The sequence below is a fragment of the Xanthomonas sp. NCPPB 1826 genome, from assembly GCF_056725285.1.
Genome location: NZ_CM161521.1, coordinates 4,570,776 through 4,589,919, shown reverse-complemented (window position 1 = coordinate 4,589,919; position 19,144 = coordinate 4,570,776). Strand labels below are relative to the sequence as shown.

At 65.8% G+C, this 19,144-nt stretch carries 15 protein-coding genes; 8 read left to right on the top strand and 7 right to left on the bottom strand.

Annotated features, from left to right (window positions below):
• Positions 1-551: 551 nt before the first annotated feature.
• Complete coding sequence (gene fabR / locus AC1PLA_RS19270; RefSeq protein ID WP_016902665.1) at positions 552-1,199, bottom strand: HTH-type transcriptional repressor FabR; 648 nt, start codon at positions 1,197-1,199, stop codon at positions 552-554.
• 93 nt (positions 1,200-1,292) lie between these two features.
• Here fabR and AC1PLA_RS19265 point away from each other — a divergent pair, with 93 nt between their 5' ends.
• Both AC1PLA_RS19265 and AC1PLA_RS19260 read left to right on the top strand, forming a co-directional pair.
• On the top strand, positions 1,293-2,369 hold the full coding sequence (locus tag AC1PLA_RS19265; protein ID WP_481105161.1) for a ferredoxin reductase: 1,077 nt from the start codon (positions 1,293-1,295) through the stop codon (positions 2,367-2,369).
• A gap of 9 nt (positions 2,370-2,378) precedes the next feature.
• The gene (locus AC1PLA_RS19260) at positions 2,379-3,503 is read left to right on the top strand and encodes a fatty acid desaturase family protein (protein WP_481105160.1); all 1,125 of its coding nucleotides are present in this window, start codon (positions 2,379-2,381) and stop codon (positions 3,501-3,503) included.
• 317 nt (positions 3,504-3,820) lie between these two features.
• On the opposite strand, the gene AC1PLA_RS19255 is transcribed toward AC1PLA_RS19260, so the two are convergent.
• Entirely contained in the window at positions 3,821-5,380 is a 1,560-nt protein-coding gene (locus tag AC1PLA_RS19255; RefSeq protein ID WP_104571139.1) for an EAL domain-containing protein, read from the bottom strand.
• Between the two features lie 382 nt (positions 5,381-5,762).
• Here AC1PLA_RS19255 and AC1PLA_RS19250 point away from each other — a divergent pair, with 382 nt between their 5' ends.
• Positions 5,763-5,939 carry a hypothetical protein gene (locus tag AC1PLA_RS19250; protein WP_010374782.1) on the top strand — a complete coding sequence of 59 codons (177 nt, stop codon included), beginning with the start codon at positions 5,763-5,765 and terminating at the stop codon, positions 5,937-5,939.
• A gap of 641 nt (positions 5,940-6,580) precedes the next feature.
• On the opposite strand, the gene AC1PLA_RS19245 is transcribed toward AC1PLA_RS19250, so the two are convergent.
• From AC1PLA_RS19245 to ubiK, 3 genes are all read right to left on the bottom strand, one after another.
• Entirely contained in the window at positions 6,581-7,090 is a 510-nt protein-coding gene (locus tag AC1PLA_RS19245; protein WP_181141908.1) for a lipocalin family protein, read from the bottom strand.
• A 281-nt stretch (positions 7,091-7,371) separates the two neighbouring features.
• Positions 7,372-8,892 (bottom strand): YifB family Mg chelatase-like AAA ATPase, encoded by a 1,521-nt coding sequence (locus AC1PLA_RS19240; RefSeq protein WP_481105159.1) that lies wholly within the window; start codon positions 8,890-8,892, stop codon positions 7,372-7,374.
• Between the two features lie 15 nt (positions 8,893-8,907).
• Positions 8,908-9,186: a ubiquinone biosynthesis accessory factor UbiK gene (ubiK, locus tag AC1PLA_RS19235; protein WP_039520992.1), complete on the bottom strand. Its 279-nt coding sequence runs from the start codon at positions 9,184-9,186 to the stop codon at positions 8,908-8,910.
• Positions 9,187-9,376: 190 nt separating this feature from the next.
• Between ubiK and AC1PLA_RS19230 the strand changes: the two genes are divergently transcribed.
• Both AC1PLA_RS19230 and AC1PLA_RS19225 read left to right on the top strand, forming a co-directional pair.
• The gene (locus tag AC1PLA_RS19230; protein ID WP_016904463.1) at positions 9,377-9,715 is read left to right on the top strand and encodes a P-II family nitrogen regulator; all 339 of its coding nucleotides are present in this window, start codon (positions 9,377-9,379) and stop codon (positions 9,713-9,715) included.
• A gap of 451 nt (positions 9,716-10,166) precedes the next feature.
• Positions 10,167-12,149 (top strand): glycoside hydrolase family 84 protein, encoded by a 1,983-nt coding sequence (locus AC1PLA_RS19225; RefSeq protein WP_104595446.1) that lies wholly within the window; start codon positions 10,167-10,169, stop codon positions 12,147-12,149.
• Between the two features lie 350 nt (positions 12,150-12,499).
• On the opposite strand, the gene AC1PLA_RS19220 is transcribed toward AC1PLA_RS19225, so the two are convergent.
• Complete coding sequence (locus AC1PLA_RS19220) at positions 12,500-13,174, bottom strand: RIO1 family regulatory kinase/ATPase domain-containing protein (protein ID WP_481105158.1); 675 nt, start codon at positions 13,172-13,174, stop codon at positions 12,500-12,502.
• Between the two features lie 609 nt (positions 13,175-13,783).
• On the opposite strand from AC1PLA_RS19220, the gene AC1PLA_RS19215 reads away from it, so the two are divergent.
• Both AC1PLA_RS19215 and AC1PLA_RS19210 read left to right on the top strand, forming a co-directional pair.
• Positions 13,784-14,611, top strand: a complete 828-nt coding sequence (locus AC1PLA_RS19215) for a hypothetical protein (protein ID WP_481105157.1) — start codon at positions 13,784-13,786, stop codon at positions 14,609-14,611.
• Positions 14,612-14,817: 206 nt separating this feature from the next.
• Positions 14,818-15,429 (top strand): PH domain-containing protein, encoded by a 612-nt coding sequence (locus AC1PLA_RS19210; protein WP_053046220.1) that lies wholly within the window; start codon positions 14,818-14,820, stop codon positions 15,427-15,429.
• A gap of 99 nt (positions 15,430-15,528) precedes the next feature.
• Here AC1PLA_RS19210 and speE read toward each other — a convergent pair whose 3' ends face one another.
• On the bottom strand, positions 15,529-16,386 hold the full coding sequence (gene speE / locus AC1PLA_RS19205; RefSeq protein ID WP_016901978.1) for a polyamine aminopropyltransferase: 858 nt from the start codon (positions 16,384-16,386) through the stop codon (positions 15,529-15,531).
• Between the two features lie 234 nt (positions 16,387-16,620).
• Here speE and speA point away from each other — a divergent pair, with 234 nt between their 5' ends.
• Complete coding sequence (gene speA / locus AC1PLA_RS19200) at positions 16,621-18,507, top strand: arginine decarboxylase (RefSeq protein WP_039524835.1); 1,887 nt, start codon at positions 16,621-16,623, stop codon at positions 18,505-18,507.
• Positions 18,508-19,144 lie beyond the last annotated feature (637 nt).

Genomic DNA, 19,144 nt, shown 5'->3' with positions numbered 1-19,144 from the left:
AGGGCGGAGTGAAACGCATGTGCTTGGATGTGAGTGCCGTCGCGACAAGACTGAACTGTGCATCCGCCGCTATGGATGAGGTTGCTGATGTCAGCTTGCAACATCGCGCTCCAAGCAAGTTCGCACTGCAGGTGTATTGATTTCTCGAATAGCCTCACGTGGTGTACGGATAATCTGTACCAAGACGTCAGCCGATAATGCCAAGCGTATCTCTACAAAGCAGTGGTCCGAAGAATCGTGACCGTATCGCCCTGCAGGTAGTTAAGTGCCTCTGCAGGCAATCAGGCACTGCAGATGTTTTAGCGATCGCTATTTCTGGCTGGCTGTGCGAAACGCAGTACCTGCGACCATGTCGATGCACGGGCGCTCGAATGACGCTCGACGCGGCAACGTAGGTGGACTGCGCCATCATGACCACAAGGCCATTGACGCACTGACAGTGCAGAAGTGCGATGCAATCCATACGCAGCCAGCCAGGCTGCAGCGCTCAACGATCAAGCGTCATTGATGAAAGTTGGGCAGGCACGCAGGCCTCCAACGTCAAACCACGCTCACCCGCCGTGCGTGCCCAAGGTGCGTGCGCCGGTCAAGATCATGCGCAGCATCTGCGAGATCTGTTCGATCAATTCGGGATCTTTTTCCGGCGGCGAGTCCATCGCCACCGCGCCCATCGCAAACACCAGCCGGGTGATCGCCTTGGACACCAGCGCCGGTGCATGCAGCTTTGCGTTGTCGGCGGCGGCCAAGCGGATCAGGTCCACCCGCAGCTCGTCTTCGAAATAGCTGAGCTCGCGCTCCACGGCCTGCTTGAATGCATCCGAGCCCACCGCGCCTTCGCGCAGCAAAACATGCAGCAACTTGTCGTCGGCGCGCAGCTGCTCCATGAAGGCTTCGACCGACACGCGGATGACGCTGCGGTCGGTGGAGGTGGCGCGCTGGCGGGCCTGGCCGATGATGGTGCGCAACGAACGCCCGGCCAGATCGATCAAGGCCACCGCCAGCTCGTCCATGTCGCGGAACTGGCGATAGAAGCTGTTCGGCGCGATGCCGGCTTCGCGTGCCACCTCGCGCAGGCTCAGCGTGGACAGGCTGCGGTGCGGTCCGATCAGCGACAGCGCCGCGGCGATCAGGTCCTCGCGTGAAATCGCCGGCTTGCGTGACGGCGGCGCGTCTTGGGAAGGCAGGGCGATGGAAGTCATGAGGCGGCAGCCGGGCGTGGGCCTGAATCATAGCTCCTCTGATCGATATACAACTGTATACACGGCTGTGCATGCATGCGTATAGTGCAATCCATGAACCTGGCATCTCCCCCCAAGTCCAAGTCCCCATTGCCGACGCGTCTGGCGCGCCGGCTGGTGTCGCCGCAGCTGTTCGACTTCTGGGCAACCCGGCTCAACCCGCTGTGGACCCTGGAGCGGCCGATGGCTCGCCTGGTCGCGCGCACGGCGGCCAGCCGCGACGCGGTGACCCTGGTGCTGCGGCCCAATGGCCACTGGCAGGGCCTGCAGGCCGGCCAGCACGTGAGCCTGGGCGTGGAGATCGACGGCCGCCGCCTGTTGCGCAGCTACAGCCCGACCGTGCTGGCCGATGGCCGCCTGGCGATCACCGTCAAGGCGATCGAGGGCGGGCTGGTCAGCCGCTACCTGGCCGGCGCTGCGCCGATCGGGACGGTGGTGTCGCTGGATCCGGCCTTCGGCGACATGCTGCTGCCGACCACCCCGACGCCGCTGTTGCTGCTGGCTGCCGGCTCGGGCATCACCCCGATGCGCGCGCTGCTGCAGGCCGCCGCGCAGGCCGGCATGCCGATGGACGTGGACCTGCTGTACTGGGTGCGCCAGCGCGACGAAGCCTGCTTTGTCGACGAATTCGAGGCGATGGCCGCCGCCCATCCGCGCTTGCGCGTACGGCTGCTGACCACCCGCGAAGGCGCCACGCCGGCGGCGCGCATCGATACCTATCCGTTGGAGCAGATCGCCGATCTCTCCAGCCGTCACGTCATGGTCTGCGGCCCGGGCGGTTTCGTGCAGGCGTCGCGTGCGCGCCTGCAGGGCAGCGTGGCCGCGTTCCAGGCCGAAGCCTTCAGCGTGCCGACGCTGGAAGACGGCGAAACCGGTGACGTGCAGGTCCAACTGTCACGCAGCGGCCGTACTCTCAGCCTGCCGTGCGGCCAGTCGCTGCTGGAAGGGCTGGAAGCACAAGGCCTGCGCCCGAAATACGGCTGCCGCATGGGCATCTGCAACAGCTGCGCCTGCGCGCGCCAGTCCGGCACCACGCGCCACCTGTTGACCGGTGAGCGCAGCAACGAACCCACCGCACAGGTCCGCCTGTGCATCAGTGCCCCGAGCACTGACCTGATCCTGGATCTGTAAGGAATTCTCATGAGCCGAGTCCATAACCGCGCCCTGTCCGCTGCCGAACTGCAGTCCTTCGGCGACGAGCTCGATGCCATCCGCGCCCGCGTGCAGAGCCAGGTCGGCGCCGCCGATGCGCGTTACATCCGCCGCATCGTGGCGGCGGTGCGCTGGACCGGCGTGGCCGGTCGCGCGCTGCTGTTCCTGGGCGCGTTCGTGCACAGCGTGCTGATCCCGGCCTGGATCGCCGGCGTGGTGCTGCTGACCCTGTCCAAGATCCTGGAGAACATGGAGCTGGGCCACAACGTCATGCACGGCCAGTACGACTGGATGGGCGACCCGCAGCTCAACGGCAACACCTACGAGTGGGACATCGTTGCCACCAGCGACAACTGGCGCAAGACGCACAACTTCAAGCACCACACCTATACCAACGTGCGCGGCATGGACGACGACATCGGCTACGGCCTGCTGCGCATCTTCCCCGAGCAGCGCTGGCGCCCGTTCTACCTGCTGCAGCCGTTCGTGGCGGTGTTCTTTGCGCTGCTGTTCGAATGGGGCGTGGCCATCCAGGACCTGCGCCTGGGCCGCTGGTTCGCCGGCAAGATGAAGGCGGCCGAATTGCGCGCCTCGTTCCTGCCGGTCGGCCGCAAGATGGGCCGCCAGATGCTCAAGGACTACATCGTGTTCCCGTTGCTGGCCGGCCCGTTCTTCCTGACCGTGCTGCTGGGCAACCTGGCTGCCAACGTGCTGCGCAGCATCTGGACCTTCGTGATCATCTTCTGCGGCCACTTCACCGCCGATGCGGAAGTGTTCCCGAAGGAGTCGATCCGCAACGAGTCGCGCGGCCATTGGTATCTGCGTCAGCTGCGGGGTTCCTCGAACCTCACCGGTGGCAAGCTGATGAACGTGCTGTCGGGAAATCTGAGCCACCAGATCGAGCATCACTTCTATCCGGACCTGCCAGCCAATCGCTACGCGCAGATTGCGGTCGAGGTGAAGCAGGTCTGTGCGCGCTACGGCCAGCACTACAACACCGGCTCGCTGCCGCGTCAGTTCGGCCAGGTGATGTGGCGGATCGTGCGGCATGCGTTCCCGAGCCGGCCCAAGCCGGTACGCCGCCAACGCGAAGGCGCCTTGCAGAGCGCCTGATCGAAAGGGCCGCCATTGGCGGCCCTTTTTTTTTGGGGTGCAGTCAGTCCCTGCAGGATCGCCACACGAGATTGCGCCTTGTCGGGTGCCCAGCATCGGTACTTGTGGCAGTGGGTGAACGCAAAGCGGTAGCGCCAGCTCGGGCAACACGCGTTCGGGCAATTTGAGCTTGAGTGCGGGTGAGATCAGCACCTGCGCTGCGATTCGAGCATGCCGTGCGCGCATACCGTTTATTGCGGTGCCCGGATCGCCGTGGCTGTTGGTCGACTGCGCGTCCTGACGGTCCAGGTCAGTGCAGGGCGCCGTACTGGCGATGATCAGTGCGCGACGCCACGCATCAGTGCGTGGTAGGCGATGAAGCCGGTGGCTGGCAGCGCGCGCGAGAACAGCCAGCCCTGCGCCAGATCCACGCCGTGCGCGCGCAGATAGTCCAGTTGCTCCTGCCGTTCCACGCCTTCGGCAATGGTGCGCAACTGCAGCGTCTTGGCCATGTCGATGATGTGCGAGGTAACCGCGCTGGTGGCCGAGTGGGTGCCGATGGTATCCACGAAGGACTTGTCGATCTTCAGCGCGTCCAGCGGCAAGCCTTGCAGGTACTGCAGGCTCGAGTACCCGGTGCCGAAGTCGTCGATCGACACCGTGTGGCCGGCACCGCGCAGGTGGGTGATGGTGGTGCGGGCCGCTTCGATGTCCATCAGGCTGCGTTCGGTCGCCTCCACCCACAACTGCCCGCTGTCCACGCTGGTGCCATGCAGCGCCTGCGCAAGCACGGTCTGCACACGGCCGCTCTTGATGTCTTCAGCGGAGACATTGATGGCCACGTGCAGGGAGGGGTCGGTCGCCAGGGTGGGGCCGAGGTCGCGGATGACTTCGGCCACCACCAGATCGGTGATCGGCAGGATCAAGCCGCTTTCTTCGGCCAGCGGGATGAAGGCATCGGGCGGGATCAGCACGCCATCGGGTTGCTGCCAGCGTACCAGCGCCTCGGCACCGACGCAGGCGCCGGTGTCCAGCGCGATGATCGGCTGGTAATGCACGACGAACTCGTTGCGCTGGACGGCGATCTCCAGCCGTGCCAGCGGCGACAACCGCCGCCGCGACACCCAGATCACCAGGCTGACCAACAGCAGCGCCAGCGCAATGCCGACCGGCACCACCTGCAGCCGCGCGGCCGCCAGCGGCCCGCGCAGATAGGCCGCCGGCTCGGTGACGACCGCGGCCCAGTCGCCGCGGCGGTCGCGGCCGGACAACACCTGGCCATCTGCGTCGGTGCCGGATGCATCGGTCGGCGGTGCGATCAGTAGCCGCTCGGCGGCAGTGCCGGTGCTGCTCAGGATCTGCCCGTCTGGCGTGCCGATCGCCAACTGCAGGCCGGGCGGCAGATTGATGTCGGTCAGCGTGGTCGGATTGATCAGGACGTTGTAGTCGCGCAGCTGCAAGGCCATCAGCGGGTGTTGCGGATTGGCCAGCGGACGCAGCCGCGTGGTGACCGCGATGCCGCGCTTGACCACGAAGTCGGCCGTGCTGTGGGCAACGGTCGCTGGCGATGGTCCCCACGAGGTGCAGCGCAACCGGCCCTGCTGCATGTATCCCAGTTCGACGATGTAGTGACTGGCCAGCACCAGCGCGCGCATCTGCCCCAGATGCGATTGGGAGCAGGGCTGCAGCTGCGATGCGGCCATGCTCAGGAGCGCACCATGCGCCTCGTCGAAGGCGGTGTCGGTGCGCCGGATCGACAGTGCCGCGAGCTGCGCGAGCTTGCTTTCCTCGCGGTCCAGCGCCAGCCGCCATGCCAGGTAGTAGGACAGGCTGACCGGAAGCGTTGCGCACAGCACTACCAGCAACACGGTCAGACTGATGATGCGTTGACGCTTCACCTCACCACCCACATCTGCGTGGAGGCGTGCTCACGCACAACAGCCCGTGCAGAGCGGCGCTGACATGCATCGCCCCACGAATGGCGTGGCGTATTTGCGCCGCGCACGGAGGTGCCGCGCGAGGACGCTGGAGACAGTGACGGTGGACTGATGATGCTGCACGTCGCGAATGTACGACAGACGCGCGGGTTGCGCGCGTCCGCGGGGCGAAGCAGATGTGATTTTCTGCAAATGACGGTGCCGGCAGGTGTGGTAATCGGCCTCGTCAATGGATTCACGCGCCTGCACCAGGCGGCGCGCTAGGGTCGGGTGGTCTGTGCTCCCAAGCGGGAGCCGCGGCGCCATCCGGCCCCGTGCAAGGCACTTTCCTGGAGGAATCACCATGACAACGCAGAAAGAACGCGTCGGCGGCACCGATGCAGTGCCGATCTTCAAGATGCAGGAAACCACCCGCGATGGCGAGCTAACCAAGTACGTGGTCGGCGACACCGGCGTCGCCTTCGACAGCCTGGAAGGCGCGCAGGCTGCGGCCAAGGATCTGGGCACGCTCAACGGTTGAGCCGGGCTGCAGTCCGGTCGCCAGTCGTCCACTACCAAATAGGCGAGGGGTGGCAGGTCGAGGGTGCGGCGCCCTCACCGCTTGCGGGACACGCCGTGCATCCGTCCGTGCAGGCTCCTTGGCGGCATTGATGCCGCCAAGGGTCCCGCAACCGGCAGGGGTCTCGCACTAGCGAGCTGGTCGGCTGCTTTCTCGAAAGCGTGTTCCTGAGCTTGTGGCGGGCAGAGGAGACGTTTGTCGGTTGCGCGTTGAAAGCCTCTCTACTGCGCGGCTTGGGATGGGAGGCCGGTAGCATGCACCGTGATCCGAACACCCTATGTCTTGCCTTGCCTTGCCTTGCCTGCCTGCCTGCCTGCGCGCACCGACCATCTCCACTGGTCCTTGCCTGCCCACCGTCGCGGGACCTTACGCGGCATGGATGCCGCGTAAGAGCCTACAAGGACGTACTTGCGGCGTGTCCCGCGATGGTGGGCGGGCAAGGGCCCTGCAGCCAGGCCGCAGATCAGCCGCTCTAGAGTTGGTCTGGCTCTACAGTGCAGCTACCCGCAACCCGACCCCCCAAAGACATAAAACATTCGCTGGTCGAGGGAACGTGCCCAAGCGAGGACGTTGAAGGCTGCTTTGTCAGCTTGGCGTAGCTGTCAGGGAAGTGGCTGCTCCGTCAGCCGCCCGGTGTGCGGGGTGTGGATCAGCGGGGCCAGATCGAAGCCCTGCTCGCGTGCATGCGCCAGATAAGCCTGGGTAATGTTTTCGTCCAGCTGCGGCAGCCTGGCCAGCAGCCACAGATACTTGCGGTCGGGGCCACCGACCAGCGCGGCGGTGTAGTCCGCATCGATGCGCATCACCCAGTAATCGCCTTTGGTGAAAGGAATCCAGCGCAGGCCTTGGGGCAGGAAGGTGACTTCCAGCCGCGCGTTGCTGTCGTCGATGGCGCGCGCCTGCCCGATTGCTTCTTCTAGCTCGCCCTCGGCGGTCAGGCAGCGGTTCTGCACCCGCACCGTGCCATCGTCCTGCAGCGAATAATGCGCCGACACGTCGGTGCAATCGGCATCCTCGAAGCGAATCGGCAGCCGTGCGATTTCGTACCAGGTGCCCAGATAGCGATTCAGATCCAGGGACGGGACGGTGACTAGGTCGGGAAGTCGGCTCATGGCGGCCTCTGCGCAGTGGTGTGGCGGACGTTGTACGTGCATTGCCATGAAATGGATGTTGCGACGCTGGAGAGAACGTGTGGACGTACCGGCGAATGCTGTGCTGCCCGATGCAAGCACGTGTACGCACCTTGTCGCCGAACCGGCAGCAGATAGCTCTGCGATGGATGCAGCGATCGATCGCATTACCGTTTCGAACTCCTTAGCGTCCCAACGAAACAGCGCGGCATCGTTGTGTGGTGGACGCATGCAGCCGCATTGGCGTGTTTGGACCGGTGCTGCTACGCCGCGCTCGCCGTGCCGATGGCGCGATCCAGTTTGCGATAGCCGATGGCCTCGGTCAGATGCCGGGTGGCAATGGCCGCACTGTCGTCGAGATCGGCAATGGTGCGGGCCACGCGCAGGATGCGATGCATCGAGCGTGCGGAGAGCTGCAGGTGTTCGATGGCGCGTTCCAGCAGCACCTGATCGTCGCCTTCCAGGCGGCAATGATGATCGGTCTGTGCCTGATCCAGCTGCGCATTGGGTGCGCCGGCACGCGCAAGTTGCCGCTCGCGTGCGGCAACCACGCGGGTACGCATGCTGGCGCTGTCTTCGCCGAGATTGCCGCTGCGCAAGGCTTGCGGGGGCAGTCGCGGCACTTCGACATGCAGGTCGATCCGGTCCAGCAACGGGCCGGAAATGCGGCTGCGGTAGCGGCGGATGCTGTCGCTGCTGCAGCGGCAACGCCCGCTGCCATCGCCGGCCCATCCGCACGGGCATGGGTTCATGGCAGCAACCAGCTGGAAGCGTGCGGGGAAATCCACGCTGCGCGCGGCGCGCGAGATCGTCACCAGGCCCGATTCCAGGGGCTCGCGCAACACTTCCAGCGTCTGCCGCTGCCACTCGGGCAGTTCGTCCAGGAACAGCACGCCGTTGTGGGCCAGCGAGATCTCGCCGGGGCGCGGATGCGTGCCGCCACCGACCAACGCAACCGCGCTGGCAGTGTGATGCGGGGCCCGATAGGGCCGCTGCCGCCAGCGCGCAAGATCCAGCCCGCGGCCGCTGACCGAGGTGATGGCAGCGGTTTCCAGTGCCTCGGCCTCGCTGGATTCCGGCAACAGGCCGGGCAGGCGCGAGGCGAGCAGGGTCTTGCCGCAGCCCGGGCTGCCGACCAGCAATAAATGGTGACCGCCGGCGGCGGCGATCTCCAGCGCGCGACGCGCGTGCGGCTGGCCGCGCACATCGGCCATGTCGGGCAGGGCACGCGCGCCGAGCGCCGGGATCGCCACCTCGGCAGCGGGCGCCCGTTGGCTGCCGTTGAGCGCGGCGCAGACTTCCAGCAGCGTGCGCGCGGTGAAGGCTTCGACATGCCCGGCGATGGCAGCCTCGGCACCATTGACCAGCGGCACGATCAACCGTCGCCCGGCCTGCGCGGCAGCCAGCGCGGCCGGCAGCACGCCGTCGACGCCACGCAACTCGCCGGTCAACGCCAGCTCGCCAAGAAACTCGTAGTCGGCAAGGGTTTGACGATCGATCTGCCCGCTGGCGGCCAGGATGCCGAGGGCGATCGGCAGGTCGAAGCGGCCGCCGTCCTTCGGCAAGTCGGCCGGGGCCAGGTTGATGGTGATGCGCCGGGCGGGAAATTCGAATTGTGCGCACAGCAGCGCCGCACGCACGCGTTCGCGCGATTCGCGCACCGCGGCCTCGGGCAGGCCCACGATCTGGGTGGAGGGAAGCCCGCCGGAGAGATGCACCTCCACCCGAACCTCAGGCGCATGCACCCCCACGCGGGCACGGCTGTGCACCAGCGCCAGACTCATGGTGGAAGGCCCTGATCAGGGAGTGGCAGGTGGCGCTGCGGGCGTCGTCGCAGGCGCGCGGGCTTCCAGCGCGGCCACGGCCTGTTCCAGCGCGTCGAGTTTCTCGCGCGTGCGCAGCAGCACCGCGCGCTGCACGTCGAACTCTTCGCGGGTGACCAGGTCCAGCTTGCCCAGGCCGGCCTGCAGCGCGCCCTTGAAGGTGCTCTGCAGTTCTTCGCGCGATTGGCGCAGGCCCGGCGGCACCAGGTCGCTGAGGCGGCGGGCGAGGTCGTCGAGCTGGTTGAAATCGATCATGGGTGTTCTCCGCAGGTCCGTAGGAAGCCTAGTGCAGGCCGGACACGCGGGACATCGGCAAGGCAGTCGGCAGGCGGTAAGGATAGTCCCATTCGACTGTCGGCCGCGGTGACGGGCGCGCGCCGCTGGGTGAGTGTTACGGCCGTCCACGGTATGCTGCGCGCCCTGTCATGCCGCTGGATCTGCACCGATGAAAATGATCATGGCCATCGTCAAACCGTTCAAGCTCGACGATGTGCGCGAAGCGCTCGCCGGCTGCGGGGTGGCAGGCATCACGGTCACCGAGGTCAAGGGCTTCGGGCGCCAGAAGGGGCACACCGAGCTGTATCGCGGCGCCGAATACGTGGTCGATTTCCTGCCCAAGGTGAAGATCGAAGTGGCGGTGACCGACGACCAGGCCGAGCGCGTGGTCGAAGCCATCGTGACCGCGGCCGGGACCGGCAAGATCGGCGACGGCAAGGTGTTCGTCTACGACCTGGGCAGCGTGGTGCGCATCCGCACCGGCGAGCTGGACAGCGACGCGCTGTAAGGCGTCAGCGGGCAGCGCCTTTGGCCGCTGCTGCGCCGTTGGTACTCAGGCGATTGGCCGATTGCTGAGATACCGCACCCGTCATCGCCCGATTGCCGCGACACAGCGCCACGGCGTCCACCACTGCGTCGTGGGTCACCGTTCGCCTTGGGTAGGCGGCATTTGGCATCGACGGCCGACGCAGCTGAGAAACGTTGAGCCGGCTCGATTTCACCCGAGCAGCTGGCCTGCTACACAACCCGAGCGGTGCCATGCCACGCAGCCTGCTCATACCATTTCAATACCGAAGATTGGATCCAGCACCTGGGCCCGCAGCGGCACAGGCGTCATGCCCGCGAACAAGCTTTTGGCTTCCGGCCTGATTTGAGTGTCCCAAAACCGGCCCGCTTGTCGCCACGCGACGACTTGCCTACTCTAGGGCCTAATACCATTTCAATACCGGAGTTCGGGGATGAAGCGACGCGATAGGAAGTCGGGCTTGCGCCCGCTCTCGCTCTGGCTGGCAGCAGGCCTGGTAGCGGCAACAGTCCCCGCCTTGGCAGAGCCGGTTACCCAGCCGGCGATCTTCCCCGCCCCGGTTTCGATCACGCTCGAGGGTGGCACCGTCGCGCTGGGGCAGTCAGTGGTGCTGGTGGTGGCGCCGGGCGCAGATCCGGAGTCGGTCGCGCTGGTACGCCGCATCCTCGGTACGGCCGGCGTCACCAAGATCGCCACCGCGGCGCGTCTGCCGGCCACGCTCGACCGCCCGCACATCGTGCTCGGCACCGGCGAGGCGGCAGTGGTGCGCGATGCGCTGACCCGCAGCAAGGCGGTGCAGGACACCCACAAGGAGGGCTATACGCTTGCCAGCGTGGCGCTCGGCACCGGCAGCCTGATCACGCTGGCCGGTCATGACAACGATGGGCTGTTCCATGCGGCGCAGACGCTGCGCCAGCTGGTCGAGCGCCCGGCCATTCCGACCCTGGCGATCCAGGATCATCCGGCGATGCCGATCCGCGGCACCATCGAAGGTTTCTACGGCGCGCCATGGTCGATGGCCGACCGCAGCAAGCACATCGAGTTCCTCGCCCGCAGCAAGGCCAATACCTTCATCTACAGCCCCAAGGACGACCCGTACGCGCGCGACCGCTGGCGCGAGGCATATCCGGCCGCCACCCTGAAGGCGCTGGGCAAGCTGGCGGCCACCGCCAAGCGCAACCATGTCGACTTCGTCTATGCGATCTCGCCAGGGCCGACGGTGTGCTTCTCCGATCCGGCCGATGCCAAGGCGCTGCTGCGCAAGTTCGATGCCTTCCGTGCGCTGGGCGTCCGCAGCTTCTACGTGGCGCTGGACGATATCGAATACACCAAGTGGAACTGCGAGCGCGACAAGACCACGTTCGGCGCGTCCGGCGCGCAGGCGGCCGGTATCGCGCAGTCGCATCTGCTCAACCTGGTGCAGGCCGATCTGGTCGCCCGCCACGATGCAGCGTCGGAATTGATCATGGTGCCGACCGAGTATTACGACGCCAAGGAAAGCCCGTACAAGGAAGCGCTGCGCAAACATCTGGACCCGAAGATCGTGGTGCAGTGGACCGGCACCGACGTGGTGCCGCCAGCCATTTCCATTCCCGATGCACGCGCGGCGACCAAGGCGTTCGGCCGCAAGACGCTGCTGTGGGACAACTACCCGGTCAACGATTTCGAAACCTCGGCCGGGCGCCTGCTGATGGCGCCTTATGCGCGGCGCGAGGCCGGCCTGTCGGCGGAGTTGTCCGGCATCGTCTCCAACCCGATGAATCAGGAAGTGCCCAGCCGGGTCGCGGTGATGGGGCTGACCGCCTTCGCCTGGAACGACACCGGCTACGACGCCCAGCGCACCTGGCATGCGGCCGCACGCGACCTGGCCGGTGGCGACGCGCAGGTGACCGCCGCGCTGCTGACCTTCTTCGATACCCAGCATCTGGCGCCGACCTTCGGCAGCCAGCCGTGGCAGGAACAGGCGCCGCGGCTGAAGGCGGTGCTCGACCAGGTGCGCGAGGCGATTGCGCTCGGCGATGCGGCAGCGCGCAGCCAGGCCATCGCCGAGCTGGCGCGTACGGCCGACGCGTTCGCGGCCGCGCCGCAGACCATTCGTGCAGGCGTGGCCGACAAGGGCTTTGCGGAACAATCGCGCCCCTGGCTGGAGGCGATGGAAGGCTGGGGCCGCGCGCTGCAGCAGACCGCGGCCGGGCTGGAAGCCGCCAATCGCGGTGACGCGCAGGCAGCAGTTGCGTTTGCCGATGCCAAGCGGATCGCCGCCGAAGCCGCCGCGATCCTCTCGATCCCCGGCGCCACGCGCTTCGGTGGCCCGGTCAAGATCGCCGATGGCGTGCTGGACCGCTTCGTCGCCGACGCACCGCAACTGATCGCCTACCGCGCGCCGGCGGCAGACGAAGCGGCCGGCGGGCAGTGAGGAGCCGGGGCGGCGACCGGACCACGGCCTAGCCACCACGCGAGCGCCGCCGGTGCGCGGCATCGGCGCGTAACCCTGTCCACTGTGGTTCCCCCGCGCCGTTGCGCACCACCTGGCGATTGCTCGCCAGGAAGATCGGCGCACCGTTGGCGTGGCATCGGGATGGCCAGGCTTGCAGCCCGGTGGGCGTGGCCCGCGTCACCGGATCAGCATGCGGGACGCAGATCGATGCGCGTTGTTGCGCTGGCGCCGATGCTGGATGCAGGGCGCGGTTGCATGTCATCGGCTAAGCATCACGGCGCGTGCGCGCTGCCTCGGCGGCGGGTCTGCGGCCTGCCGGTCAGCAGGTTTCAGTCGGCACTGGTTGGCTGCGCATCGCGCTTCAGGTACCGATACAGCCGCTTCCAGCTGCCGCGGATGGTGCGTACCCAGCGCGGCTCGGCGCTGCGTGCGGCCTCGTCGGCGGTCGGCGCGATCCCGGCCAGGCGCTGGCGCATCTTCTGGAAATTGGCCAGGTCGCTGCGCTGCAGTTGCCGCGCCAGCGTGCCGCGCCGCAACCAGCGCGGGAAGCGCCAGGCCGAGGTGAAATCGATCAGCACCGGCACGCCGGCACTGATCACCACATTGGTGCCGTGCAGATCGTTGTGGGTGATGCCGACGGCGTGCAGGCGGCGCAGCGCCTGCTGCAGCTGCTGGAACACCTCCTGGCCGACCACCGCGCTGGCGCTGAGGGTGTCGCCCGGAATGAACTCCATGCCCAGCGCCAGCCCGCCCAGCGTGCCGAGCAGGGCCGGCGCATGCCGCCAGCCGTGCAGGCGGGCCAGCATCTTGGCCTCGTGCCGCACCATCAGCCGCGCGATCGGCGCCAGCAGCGTACGGCGGTAGCGGCTGTAGTCCTTGACCACCGCCAGCTGCCCATCCAGATGTGTGCGATAGACGTTGGGCTCGAGCAGCCGGGTGCCCTGCTTGAGCAGCACGGGCGTGACGATTTGCAGGCTGGAGGTGTCCAGCGGCTGGTAATGCATGGCAAGTCTCCGGACCTTGGCGGCGCGGAGGAATCACGCGTCTGGCAGGTTCACGACGATCGCGAGGGATCGGTCCGGTGAATTTTAGAACTTGCGAGTACTGAAATTACATTTGTTTAACAAATGAAATGTTCTGGACATGGAACAGCCTTGCTATTCAAGCGGTTGAAGCACTCGGGTTTTGCAAAATCACCGGATCGGACGGCACGCGGGAGCGCTCTGCCGATGCACTGGGCGGCCACACGCGGCACCACGGCCGCGGTGCGATCTCGCTCGATCGCAATGGGAGCTGGCGATCGGCTCGCGGCGGATCGGTAGTGGCGGAACATGTCGAAGCTCACCCCGGCAGAGTGCGGTTGGATATGCGTCTCGCCGCTTCTTGACAGGTATTGAGACTCCAGACACTGTGCGCGCTGCGGTCAGGGGGCTGCATCACGCGCGCGTCGCGCACATCCACGCCGGTGTGCCACGGCCGGTGCCTTGGGCATTGCAGTGATGCGGGGACGCCCCCGGAGAGATGACAGCAACTGCGCCACTTCCAGACGCCGTCGGGTTCGCCCGCGCGCGCACGGATGCGGGAATGATGGGGGACCACTCATGGGGAATACGATGAAAAGGACTGCAACACTGCTATTGGCCTGCACGGCGCTTGGCGTCATGGCACAGGCTTCAGCGCAATCGCTGTCGCGCGGCTGGGACAGCTACCGGCAGCAGCAAAAGCAGCCGCAGGCCGGTACGCAGGAGGCCCCTGCGCCGGCAGCGCCGCAGTCGCGTCCGTCGCAAGCCGGCAGCGGCGGCGCGCCGACCTCCGTCGGTGGAAGCGGAAGTGCAGGTGTGGTCGACCAGACCGGCGGATTTGCCACCGTCACGGCGCAGACGCCTGCAGTAGATGCGCCGCCTGCGCCGGCGTACGCAGCAGCGCCAGTACCAGCAACGGGCACTACGCGGACCGAGCAATCGCGTATCGACAGCGGCGCGTTTATCAGCGTGCAGCGTGGTAGGGGCGAGGTGTTCAGTGGCTACAAGCAGGACATGCTTGGCCTCAGTGCCGGCTATCGCTGGCGTGCCGGCTCGGTGACGTTGATCGGGCTCGAGGGATCGGTTGGGCGCCTGGACCGCGGAGACTCGACCGACGATGTCTTTATTCCAGCAGTGAAGTTTGGCGGCATCGGCGGTACGGCCCGCTTCAACTTTGGTGACACTCCACTGTTTGCTGTGGTGCGTATTGGCTCATGGTATGCGGAGGTCGCAGAAATGAGTGATGAAATCTACGGTGGCTACGCGAGCCTCGGCCTGGGCGTCGATATCGGCAAGCACGCGAGTGTGAGCGCGATGTACACCAACTACATTTACGCCAACGATTACTATGACTACGCCGAAGACACCACCATCAATCGTGCCGAAGTACTGAACGCGGCACTCGAAGTCCGCTTCTAATGTAAGCGAACGATCCAGGAACGGCGGGCGGCAGCGTCCGCCCTTCTGCGTCAGATGTAGTTCAACAGCGACTTGGCAGACGGCAATTCTGTTTGAGGCCGCACCTTGTAGCCGCGCCGCATACGGTCATTGGCGTTGCACGGGCATCCATGCGGGTTGTTGTAGTGTCACGGTCAACGCATTGACTCAGCCGTTGGCGAGGGCAGATGGACGCATTGGCGCAGTTTTTGACGGACGAGCAGGACCCGACGGCAGTGGGCAAGATCCTGCCCAAGGTGAACGAGCTGCTGACGCGGGACGAGCAGGTCGAGTACATCGCGGTGCAGAAGAAAATGGTGGTGAACCTGTCGCCGGCCGCGGTGGTGCTGACCACTCGCAGATTCATCGTGGTGCACCCCACGCTGTTCGGAATGACCTTCCGCGATGTCCCCTGGCGCGAGGTGCTCGACGTGCATATGAGCGAGCAGATGCTGGGAGCGACGATCATGTGCCGCACCACGCAGGGCGGTTACCTGTCCATCGACAGCCTGCCCAAGAAGCAGGCGCGGCGGGTCTACGCCTATGCGCAGCAGGTGGAGGAATCGGCCTACGAAAAGCGCCAGCAGCTGGAGTTCGACAAGTTGCGCGCATCGGCAGGTGGCGTGGTGGTGCACGCACCCACCGCACAGGGCAGCGCGTCCTCGTCACCGCCGAGCACGGCTCTGGCCGCGGACGATCCGATCCAGGTGCTGAGCAAGCTCAAACAGCTGCTGGATGCGGGACTGGTGACCCAGGAAGAGTTCGACGCCAAGAAGGCCGAGGTGCTGGCGCGGTTGTAGGGCGCTCGGCACGGTTGCCTGGTCACGGCCCGGCCTGGCCGTGATTACTGGCGCGCCGCCCGCATCCGCTGGCGGCGCGCTACGGTGCGTGAGCCGCGCTTACTCGCCCAGCGCCTTGGCCACGAACGGCGGTGCGACCAGCACGCCGGTATGCAGGTGCGCGGTGTAGTACAGCGTCTCGAAGCCCTTGGCCTGCGCGGCGTCCTGGCGGAAGGCGAAATCGGCGTTGGCCTGCTTGCTGGCCATGGTCACGCTCCACCAGCCGGTGGGGTAGCACGGCTGCGGGAAGGGCAGGGTCTTGAACGACTGGAATCCGGCCTTGCCCATTTCGGTGCGCATTTCGTTGATCAGCGCCAGCAGCGCCAGCGGCGATTCGGACTGCTGCACCAGGATGCCGTCGTCCTTCAGCGCCTTGAAGCAGCTCTCGTAGAAGGCCTTGTTGAACAGGCCCTCGGCCGGGCCGACCGGGTCGGTGGAATCGACGATCACGATGTCCACGCTGCCGGCTGGGCAGTTGGCCATGTAGGCCACGCCGTCGTCGAACAGCAGCTCGGCACGCGCATCGTGGTTGGAATCGCACAGCTCGGGGAAATACTTCTCCGACATGCGGGTGACCTGCTCGTCGATGTCGCACTGGGTGGCGCTTTCCACGCCCGGGTGCTTGAGCACCTCGCGCAGGGTGCCGCAGTCGCCGCCGCCGATAATCACCACGCGCTTGGGCGCGGCGTGGGTGAACAGCGCCGGGTGGCTGATCATCTCGTGATAGAAGAAATTGTCGCGGCTGGTCAGCATCACCGCGCCGTCGATCAGCATCAGCTTGCCCCAGTCGGTGGTCTGGTAGATCTCGATCTTCTGGAACGGGGACTGCACCTCGTCCAGCTTGCCGCTGATGCGGAAGCCGATCGCCGAGCCTGTCGGCTGGAAGTGTTCGATGTACCAGTTGTCGTTGGCGCTCATGCAAGGTCCTGAAAGATGGGGCTGTTCCTTCTCCCACTTAGGAGAAGGTGGCGCAAAGCGCCGGATGAGGGTCGGGCGCAGCCGCGCACAGGCAAGCTGCTGACGGCCATCCCGAACCCCCGCCAACCCCGCTCCAATCAGGAGCAGGGCGTGAAGTCGGCGCGGATTGTAACGGACCCTGCGCGTGCCAGGCGTTACACTTCACGCCCTTTTTGCCCCAGCCGAGTCAGCGAAATGAGCGATTGGTCCCTCGACCAAGCCCGCAAGACCTATTCGATCCCGCATTGGGCCGACGGGTATTTCGATGTGAACGACGCCGGACATGTGGTGGTCACGCCGACCAGCGACGGTCCGTCGGTGTCGTTGCCCGAGGTGGTGGACGCCGCGCGCGCAGCCGGCGCCAAGCTGCCGCTGCTGGTGCGTTTCCCGGACATCCTGGGCCAGCGCCTGGGCAAGCTGCAGGCGGCGTTCGCGCAGGCGCAGTCCGAATGGGATTACGCAGGCGGCTACACGGCCGTGTACCCGATCAAGGTCAACCAGCATCGCGGCGTGGCCGGCACGCTGGCCAGCCACCACGGCGACGGCTTCGGCCTGGAAGCGGGCAGCAAGCCGGAGCTGATGGCGGTGCTGGCGCTGTCGCGCCCGGGCGGGCTGATCGTCTGCAACGGCTACAAGGACCGCGAATACATCCGCCTGGCGCTGATCGGCCGCAAGCTCGGCCTGCAGACCTTCATCGTCATCGAAAAGCCCTCCGAGCTGAAGCTGGTGCTGGAAGAAGCGCGCGCGCTGGACGTCAAGCCCGGTCTGGGCGTGCGCATGCGCCTGGCTTCGCTTGGCGCGGGCAAGTGGCAGAACAGCGGTGGCGACAAGGCCAAGTTCGGGCTGTCGCCACGGCAGGTGCTGGACCTGTGGAAGACGCTGCGCGACACCGAGTACGCCGACAGCCTGCAACTGCTGCATTTCCACATGGGCTCGCAGATCTCCAACGTGCGCGACATCGCCAACGGCATGCGCGAGGCCACGCGCTACTTCGTGGAGCTGTCGCGGCTGGGCGCCAGGATCAGCCATGTGGACGTTGGCGGCGGCCTGGGCATCGATTACGAAGGCACGCGCTCGCGCAGCTATTGCTCGATCAATTACGGCCTGCATTCCTACGCCAGCAACATCGTGCAGCCGCTGGCCAGCGCCTGCGAAGAGCACGGCCTGACCCCGCCGCGCATCGTCACCGAATGCGGCCGCGCGATGACCGCCCACCATGCGGTGCTGATCGCCAACGTGTCCGAAGTGGAGCAGGCGCCGGAAGGCCGCGTGCCGGATGCGCACGACGACGAGCCGGCAGCGATCCGCCACCTGCGCGAGATCCATGACGAGCTCGACGTGCGCCCGGCGGTGGAACTGTTCCAGGAGGCGCAGCACTTCCATGCCGAAGGCTTGAGTGCGTACGCACTGGGCCAGATCGACCTGACCCACCGCGCGCGTATCGACGACCTGTTCTATGCGATCGCGCACGGCGTGCGTGCACGTCTGAGCTTCGACGAGAAGAGCCATCGCCCGGTGCTGGACGAGCTCAACGAGCGGCTGGTGGACAAGTACTTCGTCAACTTCAGCGTGTTCGAGTCGATTCCGGATGTGTGGGCGATCGACCAGGTGTTCCCGATCGTGCCGATCGAGCGCTTGAACGAAGCGCCGCAGCGGCGCGGCATCATCGCCGACATGACCTGCGACTCCGACGGCATGGTCAAGACCTACGTTGAGAACGAAAGCCTGGACAGCTCGATGCCGCTGCACACGTTGAATCCGGGCGAGAGCTATCGCATCGGCTTCTTCCTGGTCGGTGCCTACCAGGAAATCCTGGGCGATATCCATAACCTGTTCGGCGATACCGATGCGGTGGAAGTGGCCGTGGACGGCGATGGCTATCGCATCGCGCAGCAGCGCCGCGGCGATACCACCGATGTGATGCTGGACTACGTGGGCTATCAGTTGGACACGCTGCGTGCTACCTATGCCGAGCGCATTGCCGCCGCGCAGCTACCGCCCGAGCGCGCACAGGAACTGAGCGATGCGCTGGAAGCAGGGTTGACCGGTTACACCTATCTGTCCGACGAACCGTTGGGCTAAGGCACTGCGCGCTGCGGCCGAGGCCGTGGCGCGCCATTCTGTTTCAGCTCCGCGCGTAATGCATTGACGAGACGGCCCGCAGCACCGCTGTGCGGCCGTAGTGCGGCGTGGCTCAGGGTCCGAATCCGGTGCCATTACCGGACGCCCTGGCTTCTGCGCGCCCTGGCCGAGCCCGGTAACGTCTTGCCCCGGCGACGACGTGCGACGACCAACACTATCCGCTCAAGTCAGCGTCAGGCTATCACCAACAACAAGTACGCATGCGTGATCGCCGCGGCGTGGCAATGACAATCAAATAACCGTCGTGTGACCATGCGGTTGCAGACGGCATTCAAAAAAAGCGCTGTGTCTTGCGGAATGGTTGTCCCTGCGACGCAATAAAATCAATGCCGCTGCATGCAGTGGTCTTGGTGCATGCGGTCCCGGATACGCCATGAAACATGCAAAATTCCCGGCAAAAACGCCTTCGCCGGATTGCTACGCGATGCATGGCAGTCTGTTCCGTAGCGTGCAACGCGCGAAAAACGCGATCTGTAGACGTATGCATCCAGAACACTAGTTGAAATCACACTTCGGCAAAAAATTTTTGCGGGCGACGCGGATTTCGTGATTTTTGCACGGTTTATCGCGGCGGCTA